Genomic DNA, 14,614 nt, shown 5'->3' on the forward strand with positions numbered 1-14,614 from the left:
ACGCGTCAACGGCCTGATCGACTTCTCCACAGTGGTGGTCCAGGCCACCAGATTGGCGCTCAGCACTCCACTACATTCACTGCCAATCCGCCAAGGCTGGTTTCCTTGTACTTTTCGTTCATGTCGAGGCCGGTCTGGCGCATCGTCTCGATCGCGGCATCAAGCGGCACGAAATGAACGCCGTCGCCCTTGATGGCCAGCGAAGCGGCGGTCACCGCCTTGACGGCACCAAGCGCGTTGCGCTCGATACACGGCACCTGCACCAGCCCGCCGACCGGATCGCAGGTCATGCCGAGATGATGTTCCAACGCGATCTCGGCAGCGTTCTCGACCTGCTCGGGCGTGCCGCCCATGACGGCGCACAATCCCGCCGCAGCCATTGCCGAAGCCGAACCGACCTCGCCCTGGCAGCCGACTTCCGCCCCCGAGATCGAAGCATTGGTTTTGATGATGCCGCCGACGGCCGCCGCCGTCAGCAGGAAATCGCGGATGCTGGGCTGGTCGGCTTCTGGATGGAAATGCAACCAGTAGCGCAGCACCGCGGGCAGAGTGCCGGCCGCCCCATTGGTTGGCGCGGTGACGACACGGCCGCCGGCGGCGTTCTCCTCATTGACCGCCATCGCATAGATCGACAGCCAGTCGTTGGCGAGCAGCGGGTTGGGCCGGTTCTGCTGCCATTGCTCCTGCAGCTTGTCGTGCAGCATCCGGGCACGGCGGCGCACCTTGAGTCCGCCCGGCATGATGCCGTCTTGCGACAGGCCGCGCTCGATGCAGCCCTTCATGGCGCTCCAGATGCCGTCGAGGCCGGCGTCGAGCTCCTCGCGCGACATCTGCGTCTCCTCGTTGACGCGCTTCATCTCGGCAATGGAAAGCCCGCTTTTCGCTGCCATGGACAGCATTTCGACGGCGTTCTTGAACGGATACGGAACCTTCTTGCCTTCGGTTGTCGCCGAGCCCCTTGCTTTCATCCGCTGCAGTTCCTCCTCGGACATTACGAAGCCGCCGCCGATCGAATAATAGACGCGCCTCAGCAGCAACCGGTCGCCGGCATCATAGGCAGAGAAGGCCATGCCATTGGCGTGACCCGGCAGCGGCGTCTTGCGATCCAGCACCAGATCCATTGCCGGGTCGAAACGATAGGACGGATGGCCGGGCGGCGAGATCCGCTTCTCGGCGGCGATGCGAGCGACGATGCCGTCCGCCTGGTCGGGATCCACCGTCTGCGGCGTCTGGCCGGCGAGGCCGAGCACCACGGCACGATCGGAGCCATGGCCGATGCCGGTATAGGCGAGCGAGCCATGCAGGCTGGCCGCGATCCGGTCGACCTTGGCGCCGGCCGGGCGCGGCCAGTCGTCTCCCGCAATCTCGTCGAGAAACCGCCGCGCAGCCGTCATCGGCCCCATCGTGTGCGAACTCGATGGGCCGATGCCGATCTTGAACAGGTCGAAAACCGAAAGGAACACGTGGGCGTTTTCTCCTGGGACCTTGTTGAGGTCTACATATAGGAATTCCCATGGTGTTTTCCGCTGTTTTGACGATTGCGGCGCTGCGCCTGCCGACCTTGTTTGCTCCGGCAGCGACATTCCAGCTTCGGCCATCGAAGCGTCCCCTCCGCCTGTGGTAAAAGCACCGCATGAGCGATTCCTTTCATCTATCGATGGCCGACCTTGCGGCGCTGGGGTTCTTCCTTGCCGCGTGGGTGCTGCATACGCTCGCCGCCGACGGAATGCTGGTCAGCCGCATGTCGCTGACGAGGGCGATGAACGCGCAGCGCGAGGCCTGGATGCGGACCATGGCCGAGCGCGAGATCCGCATCGTCGACACCGCCATCATGAGCGGCCTGCAGCAGGGAACCGCCTTCTTTGCCTCGAGTTCGCTGATTGCGATCGGCGGCTGTTTTGCTTTGCTCGGCGCCTCCGACCAGGTTCTGACCGTGCTGGGTGACCTGCCGTTTGGCGCTACGCCCTCACGCGCGGCGTTCCAGACGAAGGTGTTCGGCCTGGTGCTGATCCTGGCCTTTTCCTTTTTCAAGTTCGGCTGGGCTTACCGGCTGTTCAACTATTGCTCGATCCTGATCGGCGCCGTGCCGATTCCGCATGGCGAGGCGTCGCGCAATTCGGTCACCGAAACGGCAGTCTGGCGTGCGGCGCGCATGAACATGCTGGCCGGGAAGCATTTCAATTCGGGCCTGCGCGGCGTGTTCTTCTCGATTGGCTATCTTGGCTGGTTCGTCGATCCCGCCGTTTTTGTGCTATCGACGCTGCTGCTGCTGGCGGTGCTGGTGCGCCGCCAATTTTTCTCGGCGGCGCGGCAGGCGGTGCTCGGTCAGCCGCCCGGCCCGGGAAAAGGCCGATCGATGCGGCCCGACAGCCAGTAGGCGGTAAGCCCTATCCATTCGCGGATCGCAACAGTGGTGACCTCCAGCCAGTCGCCGGGATAGGGGAACGTGGCGATGCCTTCCCCACCGGAGGTGCGATAGTCGACTGGCCACGGAATGGTCGAAAAGCCGGCTTTGTCGAACAGCGCCTTGGCGCGTGGCATGTGGAAGGCCGAGGTCACCAGCAACCAGGTCTCGCCCGGTTTCGGCGTCACCAGTTCCCTGGTGAAGACAGCATTCTCGTAGGTGTTGCGGGATTTGTTCTCGAGGATCAGCCGATCGGCCGCCACGCCGAAAGCGGCAAAAAGACGCGGCGCGGTATCTGCATCGCCTTCGCCGCCGCGGAAGGTTTCGATGCTGCCACCGGAGATAACGACTTTCGCTGTCGGAAACCGCCGCGCCAGCACGGCCGCCTCGACCATCCGGTCGCCACTGGAGTTCATTTCATAGCCGCCACGCACCAGATTGACGGCGCCATCCAGACTGCCGCCAAGCACTATGATACCGTCGACCTTTTCCGGCAGCGGCGGCCTGGGGAAGCGCTCCTCCAGCGGATTTAGCATCATGGGACCGAGTGGGCTCCATGTCGCAACAACAAGGATGAGGAAGGCAAGAGTGCTGCCGACGGCCGCCAATCGCCGCCGGCCGAACATCGTCGCGACCAGCCCCGCCAGCAGCAGGAAGATCGCGAGATTCAACGGCTGAACGAAGAACCAGAGAATCTTGGAGACATAGAAGAACATCCCTCACCCCCTCAGATGAGAAACGATCCTACCACCATTTTTCCGGCTGAAAGGTGCCGGCCGCCTGTTCGATGACATGGGCAGTCTGGAACAGCGTTTCCTCGTCGAAGGGCCGGCCGATCAGCTGCAGGCCGAGCGGCAGCCCCTTGGCGTCGAGCCCAGCCGGAACCGCTATGCCGGGCAGTCCGGCCATGTTCACTGTCACCGTAAAAATGTCGTTGAGATACATCTTGACCGGGTCGGCGGCCATGTCCTCGTCGGCGATGCCGAAGGCGGCGGAAGGCGTTGCCGGCGTCAGGATGACGTCGACGCCTGCGGCAAACACATTTTCGAAGTCGCGCTTGATCAGGGTTCGAACCTTCTGCGCCTGCAGATAGTAGGCATCGTAGTAGCCGGCGGAAAGCACATAGGTGCCGATCATGATGCGGCGCTTGACCTCGCGCCCGAAGCCGGCGGCGCGGGTCTTTTCATACATGTCGACAATGTCCCTGCCGGGCACGCGCAACCCATAGCGGACCCCGTCGTAACGGGCGAGGTTGGACGAGGCTTCGGCCGGCGCCACGATGTAATAGGCCGGCAGCGCGTATTTGGTGTGCGGCAGCGAGATATCGACGATCTCGGCGCCGGCATCCCGCAGCCAGGCAATGCCTTTCTGCCACAGCGCCTCGATCTCCGCGGGCATGCCGTCGACTCTATATTCCTTGGGGATGCCGACCTTCATGCCCTTGATCGGGCGGCCGATCGCCGCCTCGTAGTCCGGCACCGGCAGGTCGACGGACGTCGTGTCCTTCGGGTCGACCGAAGCCATTGACTTCAACAGGATCGCGGCATCGCGGACGTCGCGCGCGATCGGCCCGGCCTGGTCGAGCGACGAGGCGAAAGCTACGATCCCCCAGCGCGAGCAGCGGCCATAGGTCGGCTTGATGCCAACTGTGCCGGTGAAGGCGGCGGGCTGGCGGATCGAGCCGCCGGTGTCGGTGGCGGTGGCGCCTGCGCACAGGAAGGCCGAGACGGCTGATGCCGAGCCACCGGACGAACCGCCCGGCACCAGTTGGGCATTGTCCAACGTGCGCGCGGTCCTGGTGCCGCCCGCCGAAACGAAGCCGCCCTCGCCCTGATGTGTCGTCGGCATCACCACCGTGTCGAGGCGCGAACGCCGCCACGGGTTGATGACCGGCCCGTAATACGAGGTCTCGTTGGACGAGCCCATGGCGAACTCGTCCATGTTGAGCTTGCCGAGCATGACGGCGCCATCCGCCCACAGATTGGCCGTGACCGTCGATTCGTAGCGCGGCATGAAGCCGTCCAGCACATGGCTGCAGGCCTGGGTGTGCACGCCTTCGGTGCCGAACAAATCCTTGATGCCGAGCGGGATACCCTCGAGCGACCCGCTCTCGCCCTTGGCCAATTTCGCGTCGGAGGCCTTGGCCATGTCGCGCGCCTTGTCGTCGGTGACCGCGACATAGGCATTGAGCGCCGGATTGGCTCGCTCGATCGCCGATAGATAGGCCTCGGTGATTTCGGTGGCAGTGATCTCCCTGGAGCGCAGTTTGGCGCGGGCCTGCGAAATCGTCAGCTGGGTCAGGTCGCTCATCAGGCAAGGCTCTTTTCGTAAAACACCGACCACTCGGAATCGGGATAATCCAGTACCGGGCCGCATCGCGAAAAGCCGGCGCGTTCGTAGACGGTCCAGGCGGCGGGATGACGGTCCCCCGTCTCCAGCACCAGACGCTTAAGCCCTTCTTGGCGCGCCAGCGCCTCGATACGCTCGACAATCTTCGCGCCGATCTTGCGGCCGCGATGCGACGGTCGCGTATACATTCGCTTGACCTCGCCGACCACAGCATCGTGGCGCTTCAGTGCGCCGCAAGCGATGGCAAGGCCGTTATCGCGGGCGACGAAAACGGTCGTGTCGCGATCCGCCATCTGCTCGACGGTCAAATGATAGCAATGCTCCGGCGGCGTCAGTTCCAGCAATGTGGCATTCAGCTCCTCGACCAGCCCACGCACATCGTCCTGCAGCGGCGTCTCAGCGGCGATGTCGATTGCCATCGGCCTGCTACTCCACGACCTTCGGCACAAGGAAGAAATTCTCTTCGGTCGCAGGCGCGTTGGCGACGATGTCAGCTGCCTTGCCGCCGTCGGTGACGACGTCCTGGCGCTTTTTCATTGCCATCGGCGTGACCGAGGTCATCGGCTCGACGCAGGAAACATCGACCTCGTTCAACTGCTCGACAAAGCCCAAAATGGCGTTCAATTCGCCGGTCATACGCTCTGCATCCTCCTCGCTCACCGCAATACGGGCAAGGTGCGCGACGCGCTTCACGGTTTTTATATCAACGGACATGTTTGTGCCTCGGGGAAAACCAGCGCTATAGCGGCGCAGCGCGTGCCGCGCAACATGCATCGTGCCGACAACTGCCCTATGGCATCGTGACGCCGTCGCAGAGGAAATAGCTGCCGCCGTTACCGCTCTGCTCGCCTTCGTCGGCGGCAGGCCGAACCGATACCAGGTCGATCTGCTTCGGGCTCATCTGTGTCAGTGAGAGAACATCGGGAAAGACGTAGCCCGGCTCCTGGCATATAGCGGTCACCGCCCAGCTTGGTGAGCGTGTCGCTTTGGTGATCTGCAGGAATTCACAATTATATTCGATGCTTTCCAGCCCATTTGCCGACAGCACGATATTGCCGCCCTCTATCACCGTCTGCAGCGTATCCTTTTTGGCCTGCGCGCAGAGATCCTCCGATTGCAGATAGACCCCGTTGATGAAATCCTCGGCGGCCAGCGCCGGCGACGCGGCAACCAGCATGGAAATGCAAAGAGAGTTTCTCAGATCCATGTCGTCATTCCGGTTCGCTGTCGCTACAGCGTAATCGTCTCGCCGATCTTCGGCAACGCCACTTTCACACCCGATCCGTCCAGCCCGGCCACGAATTTGTCGGCGGTCTGATCTATCATCGGAAATGTGCCGAAGTGAGCGGGAACGACCGTCTCGAACTTGAAGAAACGCTGGCAGGCAAGAGCTGCCACCGCGCCACCCATGGTGAAGCGGTCGCCGATCGGCACGATGCCGATCTTCGGTTCATGCAACTCGTTGATCAGCGCCATGTCGGAAAAGATGTCGGTGTCGCCCATATGGTACAGCGTCTTGTCTTCGGGGAAATGCAGGACAAGCCCGCCCGGATTGCCGAGATAGGTATTCTGGCCGCCTTCGCCCGGAAACGACGATGAATGCAGAGCCTGAACGAAGGTGGTGGTGAAGCCGCCGCAATCGACCGTACCGCCGATATTGCCGGGATTGATCTGCTTGTTACCGACGCCCTTGCCGACCAGGTACATGCAAATCTCGAAATTGGCGACCACCATCGCGCCGCTCTTCTTGAGCACTTCGATGGCGCCGCTGATGTGGTCGCTGTGGCCATGGGTGAGCAACACGTGAGTGACCCCTTCGGCCGGCCCGTCCCACCCACCCGTCCACGACGGATTACCGACCAGATAGGGGTCGATGAGGATTTTCGCGCCTTCGATTTCGATTCCGAATGCCGAATGTCCGTACCAGGTCAGTTTCATCAATGCTTTCCTCGATTTTTGCTTCGGTAGAGGATAGAACGCCGACGGCGAAATTAAAGTGCCGCGCACGCTTTGCGCGTATAGGACGTGCGGCGTCGCGGTCAAAGGAAAAGCCGTTGGGCATCATCACCATCGAGGAGTTGCCGGCCCGGCTCGGCGGCGGCAAGACCTTGGCCGGTCTTGACCTCGGCGACAAGACGATCGGCGTGGCGGTTTCCGATCGCGGCTTGTCCTTCGCCCACCCGCGCTCTGTCATCATGCGCAGGAAATTCTCGCTCGATGCCGCAGTGCTGCTCGCTCTGCTGCAGAAGGAAAATGCCGGCGCCGTGGTGATCGGCCTCCCCATCAATATGGACGGCTCGGAAGGCGCGCGCGCCCAGAAATCCCGCGCTTTCGTCCGCAATATGGCTGGATTGACCGATCTGCCCTTCGTCTTTTGGGACGAAAGGCTGTCGACGGTGGCGGCCGAGCGGACGCTGATCGAGATGGATTTTTCCCGCAAGAAGCGCGCCGGCAAGATCGATTCTGCGGCGGCAGCTTTTATCCTCCAAGGCGTTCTCGACCGGCTTCAGGTGCTCGGCGTCGATGCCTGGTCGAAATAGCGGTTGCGCATCGCCGTGATCCAGCCACCAATCGCCTTGCGGCGGCGAAATGCCCAGAACCCCGTCAGCAGCAGCCCATCGAACACGCAAGCTTTCGCCACCATGCCCGGAATGAGTGCCGGATCGACGCCGAGCATCTGTCCATAGAGCTGGAAGACGAGATCGTGTAATTGACGGCTCAGCATGACGTAGCCGAAATTGATGTCGTTGAGCGACAGAAAGAACCAGCCCCAAAACAAGAGGAGCGGAGCCGCCCACAGCGCGAACAAGGTGCGCATCAGCGGTCGTCCCTCGAATCCAGCCGGCCGGAAATGCGGGCAAGCGAGGAATTATGCGCCGCTGCCTTGGCCATGACATGCGCGGCCGCTCGGATTTCGCCGGTCCCTGGAACTGCCGCGGCAACGGCCGACCGCCTCTCGGCGAGCATCGCGACATAGGACGCCAGAAGTGCCGCCAGTTGCACCGCGACAACCATGAACAGCCCATTGATGCCTTGCGCGGCGCCGCCGATGACTATCAGCGACAGCACGCCCAAGGCGGAGATGAAGGCGATCCGCACGACGCTGTCGGCAGGATCCGGGTTGGTCGCGTGGCTGGTCAGTGCTTCAACAAAAGCCCAGCAGAACAACACCGCGACGACAAGCAGTGCCACGGCGAGCGGTGCCACGACGACGGCGTTTTCGAGATCGGCAAATCGAGTGTTCTGGACGGGAACGCCCAGTACGCCAAGGGCCGTCGCCACGCCTCGATTCCCGTCGATGCAGATGAACGCCAGCAGGGCGAAAACGGCCGCCCAATGCAATGCCAGAAAAGAGCTCAGAATATGCCGCATGACGCTCCCGCTTCGCAGGGCAAAGCCGCTCAAGCTGAACAGTCCTTGCCTTAACCATAACATTGGGCTTTGCCATCGGCGGCCGCAACGGAAACCATTCGTTAAGGTTAACGGCCATCCACAGGGGCGCGAGAGCGGCAGCGAATTTGGCGACAGCACCTAGTTGATCGGCGGGTAGAGCGTATCGATGATCATGCGGGCATCATGGCGCGAATCGATCATGCCATAGGTATTGCGCCACTGGCCGGCGAGGCGCGTTTCGACGAAGGCGTCGGCGATCCGCCCTGCCCCCAGCCTGCGAAGCTCTGCCGCCGCCGCCGACAATGCCAATTGCTCAGTCAACAGCCGCGCCGAGCCCTCGTCGGTTGCTGCGACCTGCATTGCCGCCTTGAGCACGCCGACGGTGCCGCGTCCGCCGGCGCCTAGATCGCGGTCGATGCCGGCCAGCACGTCGTCGAACAGGCCTGGCGCGCGGCCGAGCACGCGCAACACGTCGAGCGCCATGACGTTGCCTGAACCTTCCCAGATCGCGTTGACCGGAGCTTCGCGATAGTAGCGGGCGAGCGGCCCCTCCTCAACATAGCCATTGCCGCCGAGGCACTCCATCGCTTCATAGAGCAGCGGCGGCGCAATCTTGCAAACCCAGTATTTGACGACAGGCGTCATGGCGCGGGCGAAGGCCGCCTCGCCGCGGTCGCCGGCCGCCTCGTCGAAGGAGCGCGCCAGCCGGAACGACAGCGCGGTAGCGGCGGCAACGTCGAGCGCCATATCGGCCAGCACACGCTGCATCAGCGGCTGCTCGATCAGATTGGTTCCAAACACCTTGCGGTGGCGCGTGTGGTGGACAGCCTCGGCCAGTCCGGCCCGCATGATCGCCGACGAGGCGACAGCGCAGTCGAGCCGCGTCAGGGTCACCATATCCATGATCGTCTTCACGCCGGCGCCGGGCTCGCCGACCATCTCGCCGATGGCACTGACGAATTCCACCTCCGACGAGGCATTGGAGCGGTTGCCGAGCTTGTCCTTCAGCCGTTGAAAACGGAAGCCGTTACCGGATCCGTCGCCGAGCAAGCGGGGCACGAGAAAGCACGACAGTCCCTCCGGCACTTGTCCGAGCACCAGGAAGGCATCCGACATCGGCGCCGACATGAACCATTTGTGGCCGGTCAGGCGATAAAACCCGCTGCCGGCGCGCTCGGCCCTGGTGACGTTGGCGCGGACATCGGTGCCGCCTTGCTTCTCGGTCATGCCCATGCCGAGTGTCAGCCCTGCTTTTTCGACCGGCGGCTTTTGGCTTTGATCGTACTTGCGCGTCGTCACCCGCGGCGCCCATTCGCGAAACAGCTTCGGGCTGGCCATCAGCGCTGCCAGCGAAGCGCTGGTCATGGTGATCGGGCAGAGATGCCCGGTCTCGAGCTCAGCCGTGAGATAAAAGCGCGCGGCACGCACCTGGTGGCGACGGCCGATCTCGGCGTCGCCATTCTCCCAGACCGACGAATGCAGCCCGTTGGCAACAGAGCGGCGCATGAGCGCGTGATAGGCGGGATGGAACTCGACCTGGTCGATGCGCCGGCCCTGGCGATCATGGGTCCTGAGCTTCGGCGTCTCGACATTGGCAAGACGAGCCAGCTCCTGCGCCTCATGGGTCAGAACGAAACGGCCAAGCCCGTCGAGGTCCTTACGCACCGGATCGGAAAAGCGCTCGGCAAGCTGGATCAGCAACGGATCGCCCCGCCAGGCGTTACCGCCGGCCAGCGGCGGCGGCTGGTTGGTCACGTCGTCAGTCACGCTTCGTCCTTATCACCTGAAGGCTGCGAATCCAAAGCCAAGGCGGTTTATAGCCTATGGCCAGCGGCGCGCGACGAAAATCCCGGGGAGAACCGATCCAATCCCAAGCCGATGCTTGCAGCCGCGGAGCCTCCCCCCTATAGCAGCGACTTGAGATGACCGACGCATCGTCCCTGCCACTTTATCCCCACCGCCATCTTCTGGGCATCCGCGATCTTTCCCCCGCCGACATAGAGCTTCTGCTCGACCGGGCGGACCGGGCCGTTGCCATCTCGCGGCAATCGGACAAGAAGACATCGACGCTGCGCGGCCGCACCCAGATCAATCTGTTCTACGAAGCCTCGACCCGTACGCAATCGTCGTTCGAGCTGGCCGGCAAACGGCTCGGCGCCGACGTCATGAACATGTCCGTAGCGAGCTCTTCGGTGAAAAAGGGCGAGACGCTGATCGATACTGCGATGACGCTGAATGCCATGCGTCCCGACATATTGATCATCCGCCATCAATCGGCCGGCGCGGCAGCACTTCTTGCCCAAAAAGTCGGCTGCTCGGTGGTCAATGCCGGCGACGGCGCCCATGAGCACCCTACCCAGGCGCTGCTCGACGCACTGACCATCCGCCGCGCCAAGGGTCCGCTGTCGAAGCTGATCGTGGCGATCTGCGGCGACATCCTGCATTCGCGCGTGGCCCGCTCCAATATCATCCTGCTCAACGCGCTTGGTGCCCAGGTCAGGGTCGTCGCCCCTTCGACGCTTTTGCCCGCCGGCATCGAGAAGATGGGCGTCATCGTCACCCGTTCCATGGCCGAGGGTCTGAAGGACGCCGAGGTGGTAATGATGCTGCGCCTGCAGCGCGAACGCATGGAAGGCGCTTTCGTACCGTCGGTGCGCGAATATTTCCGCTATTTCGGCCTCGACGCCGAGAAGCTGAAGGCGGCCAAGGACGGTGCGCTGGTTATGCATCCCGGCCCGATGAACCGCGGCGTCGAGATCGCCTCGGAGATCGCCGACGGCCCGCAAAGCGTCATCCAGGAACAGGTTGAGATGGGCGTCGCCGTACGCATGGCGGTGATGGAAGCGCTGCTCGACCCGCGTCGAAACCACGAGGGTCGGGGCCGATGAGCATAACGGTCTTCAGCCGCGCCCGCATCGTCGACCCATCGCGCGGCATCGATGAGATCGGCACCGTCATCGTCGAAGGGCGCAAAATTGTTGCCGCTGGCAAGGCGGCCTTGAACCAGGGCGCGCCCGAAGCCGCCACGATCATCGAGTGCGCCGGCAAGGCGATCATCCCCGGCCTGATCGATGCGCGTGTCTTCATCGGCGAACCGGGCGGCGAACACCGGGAGACCATCGCCTCGGCCAGCGTGGCGGCAGCGGCCGGCGGCGTCACCTCGATTGTGATGATGCCCGATACCGACCCGGTGATCGACAATGTCGCATTGGTCGAGTTTGTGCTGCGCACCGCCAAGGATACAGCCATCGTCAACATCTTTCCGGCAGCGGCGATCACCAAGGGTCTCGAAGGCCGTGAGATGACCGAGTTCGGCCTGCTCCTCGAAGCCGGCGCGGTCGCCTTCACTGACGGTCGCCACACCATATCCAGCGCGCTGGTGATGCGCCGGGCGCTGACCTATGCGCGCGATTTCGGTGGCGTGATCGCCCACGAAACCCAGGATGCCGATCTCGCCTCGTCAGGCGTGATGAATGAAGGCCTATATGCAAGTTGGCTCGGCCTTGCCGGTATTCCGCGCGAGGCCGAATCCATCCCGCTGGAGCGCGATCTGGCGCTGGCGCGGCTGACCGGCGGCGCCTATCACGCGGCCAAGATCTCGACGGCGATGGCGGCGGCTGCTGTGACGCGAGCCAAGGCCGAAGGCGCCAATGTCACATCCGGCGTGTCGATCCACAATCTGTCGCTCAACGAGAACGATGTCGGCGAGTACCGCACCTTCTTCCGGCTGACGCCGCCGCTGCGCGCCGAGGAAGACCGGCTGGCGATGATCGAAGCGATCAAAGACGGCACCATCGACCTCATCGTCTCCTCGCACGACCCGCAGGACGTCGACACCAAGCGCCTGCCCTTTGCCGATGCTGCGGCCGGCGCCATCGGGCTGGAAACGCTGCTGGGCGCAGCGTTGCGGCTCTATCACAATGGCGACGTGATGCTGCTGCGGCTGATCGAGACGCTGTCGACCGCGCCGGCAAGATTGTTCAGCCTGCCCGGCGGCACGCTGAAACCGGGGGCATTGGCCGACCTTGCGCTCGTCGATCTGGACGAGCCATGGATCGTTAGCGAGAGCGGCATCCGCTCACGCTCGAAAAACACCTGTTTCGAAGGCGCGCGACTGCAAGGCAAGGTCTTGCAAACGATGGTGGCGGGTCGCACAGTGTTTTCGGCCTAGGACGAAGCGGGTGTCACGTCTTCAAATTCGCTCAGCCAAGGAAAGTTCGGGGGAACAATGGTTTACAGTCCCGTCTTGGCATCGGTGTTCGGCTATCTTCTCGGCTCGATCCCGTTTGGCCTGCTGATCACCCGTGCCGCCGGCCTCGGCGACGTGCGCAACATCGGCTCCGGCAACATCGGCGCCACCAATGTGCTGCGCACCGGCAACAAGGGCTTGGCCGCGGCCACGCTGCTGCTCGATGCGCTGAAGGGCACCGCGGCGGTGTTGATCGCAGGCCGCTTTGCGCCCGAGCTCGGACTTTGGGCCGGATTCGGCGCGTTTTCAGGTCATCTTTTTCCGGTCTGGCTCGGCTTCAAGGGGGGCAAGGGTGTCGCCACTTACCTTGGCGTGCTGATCGGCCTTGCCTGGCAAGTGGCGCTGATCTTCGCCGTCGTCTGGCTGGCGGTGGCCTTCCTGTTCCGCTTCTCCTCGCTTGCGGCACTGACGGCAGCGGTCGTCGTGCCCGTTGCCCTGTATTTCCTGAGCACCCAGCAGATTGCCGGGCTTTTCGCGGCGATGAGCCTCATCGTCATCGTAAAGCACCGCGCCAACATTGCGCGGCTGCTTGCCGGCACCGAGGGTAAGATCGGGGCCAAGGAGTGAGCGAGCCCGACTCCGGGCCGCGCCTCAGCGACCGGCAGCGGCTGAGCTGGCTTCGTCTGATCCGCACGCCGAATGTCGGCCCGGCTTCCTTTCGCGACCTGATCAACCGGTTCGGTTCGGCCGAAGCAGCATTATCGATGCTGCCCGAGCTGATGATTTCGGGTGGCGCCAAAAAAATCGTCCGCATCCCGTCCATTGCCGAGGTCGAGGCGGAGCTGGAGACGGCCCGGCGGGCCGGCGCCCGCTTCGTCGGCATCGGCGAGGCGGATTATCCGCCGCTGATGAAAAGCATGGATCATCCGCCGCCGCTGCTCGCGGTCAGGGGCAACAGCGCGGTGTTCCGCTTGCCAGCGGTCGCTATCGTCGGCGCTCGCAACGCATCGCTGGCAGGCATCAAGATGGCGCGGATGTTGGCGGCGGATCTCGGCCGCGACGGCTATGGCATTGTTTCCGGCCTGGCGCGCGGCATCGATACGGCCGCGCACCAGGGCAGCCTTTCGACCGGCACGATCGGCGTGCTCGCCGGCGGCCTCGATTTGCCCTACCCGCCCGAAAATGCCGGCCTGTGCGACGAGATCGCCAAGGGTGGCGGCGCCATCATTTCCGAAATGCCGTTCGGCTGGCAGCCGCGCGCACAGGATTTTCCGCGCCGCAACCGGCTCGTCGCCGGTGCTGCATTGGGATTGGTGGTGGTCGAGGCCGCACAGCGCTCCGGCTCGCTGATCAGCGCCCGCCTCGCCGGCGAGATGGGGCGGCTGGTTTTCGCCGTTCCCGGTTCACCGCTCGATCCGCGCGCCGCCGGCGCCAATGGCCTGCTCAAGGACGGCGCCACCCTTGTGACCGAGGCCGCCGATATCACCAGTGCCATAGCGCCGCTGGTCGGCGGCTGGTCGCCAAGGACATCGCCGCTTGAAGAGCCGCCCGACTTTTCGGCAACACCGCCGCCGCGCGAGGACGATCGCGACCGCGTCGTCGAAGCGCTCGGCCCGACGCCGGTATCAGTGGACGAGATCATCCGCCACACCGGCCTGCATCCCGCCCAAGTGTTCATGGTGCTGCTGGAGCTCGACCTCGCCGCCCGGCTCGAACGCCATGCCGGCGGCAACGTCTCACTGATTTGACCCAGAACTTGCGCATGTCCCGGCAAGCAATTCCGACGTGATCCGATGGCCGATCCGAGCAACAAACCAAAGCAGACGCTGTTCACTCGTATGACGGCCCTTGTCTGGTCAGCTCTGAGCGTCATGCTGGCGCTGCAATGGTCGATGGATCTCGGCATGTCGGGTTTTCCCGACGGCTACATAACGCCCTTTGCAAGAGCGACCAGCACGTTTCTGGGCATTCTGACGGCAGCCTGCATGGCCCAGGGTCTCTACTTTTTTCTGGCCGGCGCGTTCGGCAGGAAGGTAAGCGCCGTCGGTCTTTTCCTGCAAATCCTTGCCGCCGCGGTTCTTACCGTGGCGCCAGTGCTTATCGTGAAGGATTGTCCGGGTTCTCAGGTGTGCAGCAGAGCCTATGAGGCGCTCACCGGCACGATGATGGACGATGGCGCGGGCGGCTAACGCCACTGCATGCGTTGGGCACGAGGCTGTCACCCATTGGCCTGCACCCCTTGGGTGAGACAGTAATTAGGGACAGTTCTCCAGGTTTTG

At 63.5% G+C, this 14,614-nt stretch carries 17 protein-coding genes; 7 read left to right on the forward strand and 10 right to left on the reverse strand.

Going from position 1 to position 14,614, the window contains the following annotated elements; translation table 11 throughout:
- Window positions 1–59 precede the first annotated feature (59 nt).
- Complete coding sequence (locus NKJ72_RS19290) at window positions 60–1,463, reverse strand: L-serine ammonia-lyase (RefSeq protein WP_254817328.1); 1,404 nt, start codon at window positions 1,461–1,463, stop codon at window positions 60–62.
- A gap of 170 nt (window positions 1,464–1,633) precedes the next feature.
- Between NKJ72_RS19290 and NKJ72_RS19295 the strand changes: the two genes are divergently transcribed.
- Window positions 1,634–2,377, forward strand: a complete 744-nt coding sequence (locus tag NKJ72_RS19295) for a DUF599 domain-containing protein (RefSeq protein WP_352478934.1) — start codon at window positions 1,634–1,636, stop codon at window positions 2,375–2,377.
- On the opposite strand, the gene NKJ72_RS19300 is transcribed toward NKJ72_RS19295, so the two are convergent.
- The 6 genes from NKJ72_RS19300 to NKJ72_RS19325 all read right to left on the reverse strand — a co-directional run bounded on the left by NKJ72_RS19300 (window position 2,326) and on the right by NKJ72_RS19325 (window position 6,691).
- Window positions 2,326–3,120: a YdcF family protein gene (locus tag NKJ72_RS19300; protein ID WP_352478935.1), complete on the reverse strand. Its 795-nt coding sequence runs from the start codon at window positions 3,118–3,120 to the stop codon at window positions 2,326–2,328. The two genes, NKJ72_RS19295 and NKJ72_RS19300, sit on opposite strands and share 52 nt — an antisense overlap.
- 28 nt (window positions 3,121–3,148) lie before the next feature.
- Window positions 3,149–4,714 carry an amidase gene (locus tag NKJ72_RS19305; RefSeq protein ID WP_352478936.1) on the reverse strand — a complete coding sequence of 522 codons (1,566 nt, stop codon included), beginning with the start codon at window positions 4,712–4,714 and terminating at the stop codon, window positions 3,149–3,151.
- Window positions 4,714–5,172 carry a GNAT family N-acetyltransferase gene (locus tag NKJ72_RS19310; RefSeq protein ID WP_352478937.1) on the reverse strand — a complete coding sequence of 153 codons (459 nt, stop codon included), beginning with the start codon at window positions 5,170–5,172 and terminating at the stop codon, window positions 4,714–4,716. Before NKJ72_RS19310 ends, NKJ72_RS19305 begins: the two co-directional genes overlap by 1 nt.
- Before the next feature lie 7 nt (window positions 5,173–5,179).
- Window positions 5,180–5,467, reverse strand: coding sequence for an Asp-tRNA(Asn)/Glu-tRNA(Gln) amidotransferase subunit GatC (gene gatC, locus NKJ72_RS19315; RefSeq protein ID WP_352478938.1), 288 nt, complete (start codon window positions 5,465–5,467; stop codon window positions 5,180–5,182).
- 76 nt (window positions 5,468–5,543) lie between these two features.
- Entirely contained in the window at window positions 5,544–5,960 is a 417-nt protein-coding gene (locus tag NKJ72_RS19320; RefSeq protein WP_352478939.1) for a hypothetical protein, read from the reverse strand.
- Window positions 5,961–5,983: 23 nt separating this feature from the next.
- On the reverse strand, window positions 5,984–6,691 hold the full coding sequence (locus NKJ72_RS19325; protein ID WP_352478940.1) for a metal-dependent hydrolase: 708 nt from the start codon (window positions 6,689–6,691) through the stop codon (window positions 5,984–5,986).
- Between the two features lie 116 nt (window positions 6,692–6,807).
- Between NKJ72_RS19325 and ruvX the strand changes: the two genes are divergently transcribed.
- Window positions 6,808–7,293 (forward strand): Holliday junction resolvase RuvX, encoded by a 486-nt coding sequence (gene ruvX / locus NKJ72_RS19330; protein WP_352478941.1) that lies wholly within the window; start codon window positions 6,808–6,810, stop codon window positions 7,291–7,293.
- Here ruvX and NKJ72_RS19335 read toward each other — a convergent pair.
- The 3 genes from NKJ72_RS19335 to NKJ72_RS19345 all read right to left on the reverse strand — a co-directional run bounded on the left by NKJ72_RS19335 (window position 7,260) and on the right by NKJ72_RS19345 (window position 9,913).
- Window positions 7,260–7,571, reverse strand: a complete 312-nt coding sequence (locus tag NKJ72_RS19335; protein ID WP_352478942.1) for a DUF6105 family protein — start codon at window positions 7,569–7,571, stop codon at window positions 7,260–7,262. The two genes, ruvX and NKJ72_RS19335, sit on opposite strands and share 34 nt — an antisense overlap.
- Window positions 7,571–8,125: a hypothetical protein gene (locus NKJ72_RS19340; RefSeq protein WP_352478943.1), complete on the reverse strand. Its 555-nt coding sequence runs from the start codon at window positions 8,123–8,125 to the stop codon at window positions 7,571–7,573. Before NKJ72_RS19340 ends, NKJ72_RS19335 begins: the two co-directional genes overlap by 1 nt.
- A 159-nt stretch (window positions 8,126–8,284) precedes the next feature.
- A complete protein-coding gene (locus NKJ72_RS19345) occupies window positions 8,285–9,913 on the reverse strand; it encodes a DNA alkylation response protein (protein ID WP_352478944.1) in 1,629 nt (542 codons plus the stop codon).
- A gap of 155 nt (window positions 9,914–10,068) precedes the next feature.
- On the opposite strand from NKJ72_RS19345, the gene NKJ72_RS19350 reads away from it, so the two are divergent.
- From NKJ72_RS19350 to NKJ72_RS19370, 5 genes are read left to right on the forward strand one after another with little or no spacing between them, the layout of a single operon-like run.
- Window positions 10,069–11,034, forward strand: a complete 966-nt coding sequence (locus tag NKJ72_RS19350; RefSeq protein ID WP_352478945.1) for an aspartate carbamoyltransferase catalytic subunit — start codon at window positions 10,069–10,071, stop codon at window positions 11,032–11,034.
- Window positions 11,031–12,317, forward strand: coding sequence for a dihydroorotase (locus NKJ72_RS19355; RefSeq protein WP_254817340.1), 1,287 nt, complete (start codon window positions 11,031–11,033; stop codon window positions 12,315–12,317). Before NKJ72_RS19350 ends, NKJ72_RS19355 begins: the two co-directional genes overlap by 4 nt.
- A 57-nt stretch (window positions 12,318–12,374) precedes the next feature.
- Complete coding sequence (gene plsY / locus NKJ72_RS19360) at window positions 12,375–12,962, forward strand: glycerol-3-phosphate 1-O-acyltransferase PlsY (RefSeq protein WP_352478946.1); 588 nt, start codon at window positions 12,375–12,377, stop codon at window positions 12,960–12,962.
- Complete coding sequence (gene dprA / locus NKJ72_RS19365; RefSeq protein ID WP_352478947.1) at window positions 12,959–14,083, forward strand: DNA-processing protein DprA; 1,125 nt, start codon at window positions 12,959–12,961, stop codon at window positions 14,081–14,083. Before plsY ends, dprA begins: the two co-directional genes overlap by 4 nt.
- Before the next feature lie 45 nt (window positions 14,084–14,128).
- Window positions 14,129–14,524, forward strand: a complete 396-nt coding sequence (locus tag NKJ72_RS19370; RefSeq protein ID WP_352478948.1) for a hypothetical protein — start codon at window positions 14,129–14,131, stop codon at window positions 14,522–14,524.
- Window positions 14,525–14,614 lie beyond the last annotated feature (90 nt).

Source organism: Mesorhizobium sp. M0045, from assembly GCF_040323385.1.
Lineage (GTDB): Bacteria > Pseudomonadota > Alphaproteobacteria > Rhizobiales > Rhizobiaceae > Mesorhizobium.

Bases quoted from the DNA above. Each gene is read 5' to 3' on its own strand.
- NKJ72_RS19295 (WP_352478934.1), top strand. From the start codon at position 1,634: ATGAGCGATTCCTTTCATCTATCGATGGCCGACCTTGCGGCGCTGGGG.
- NKJ72_RS19325 (WP_352478940.1), bottom strand. From the start codon at position 6,691: ATGAAACTGACCTGGTACGGACATTCGGCATTCGGAATCGAAATCGAA.
- NKJ72_RS19300 (WP_352478935.1), bottom strand. From the start codon at position 3,120: ATGTTCTTCTATGTCTCCAAGATTCTCTGGTTCTTCGTTCAGCCGTTG.
- NKJ72_RS19310 (WP_352478937.1), bottom strand. From the start codon at position 5,172: ATGGCAATCGACATCGCCGCTGAGACGCCGCTGCAGGACGATGTGCGT.
- NKJ72_RS19355 (WP_254817340.1), top strand. From the start codon at position 11,031: ATGAGCATAACGGTCTTCAGCCGCGCCCGCATCGTCGACCCATCGCGC.
- plsY (WP_352478946.1), top strand. From the start codon at position 12,375: ATGGTTTACAGTCCCGTCTTGGCATCGGTGTTCGGCTATCTTCTCGGC.
- NKJ72_RS19305 (WP_352478936.1), bottom strand. From the start codon at position 4,714: ATGAGCGACCTGACCCAGCTGACGATTTCGCAGGCCCGCGCCAAACTG.
- NKJ72_RS19350 (WP_352478945.1), top strand. From the start codon at position 10,069: ATGACCGACGCATCGTCCCTGCCACTTTATCCCCACCGCCATCTTCTG.
- NKJ72_RS19340 (WP_352478943.1), bottom strand. From the start codon at position 8,125: ATGCGGCATATTCTGAGCTCTTTTCTGGCATTGCATTGGGCGGCCGTT.
- NKJ72_RS19370 (WP_352478948.1), top strand. From the start codon at position 14,129: ATGGCCGATCCGAGCAACAAACCAAAGCAGACGCTGTTCACTCGTATG.
- NKJ72_RS19335 (WP_352478942.1), bottom strand. From the start codon at position 7,571: ATGCGCACCTTGTTCGCGCTGTGGGCGGCTCCGCTCCTCTTGTTTTGG.
- NKJ72_RS19320 (WP_352478939.1), bottom strand. From the start codon at position 5,960: ATGGATCTGAGAAACTCTCTTTGCATTTCCATGCTGGTTGCCGCGTCG.
- gatC (WP_352478938.1), bottom strand. From the start codon at position 5,467: ATGTCCGTTGATATAAAAACCGTGAAGCGCGTCGCGCACCTTGCCCGT.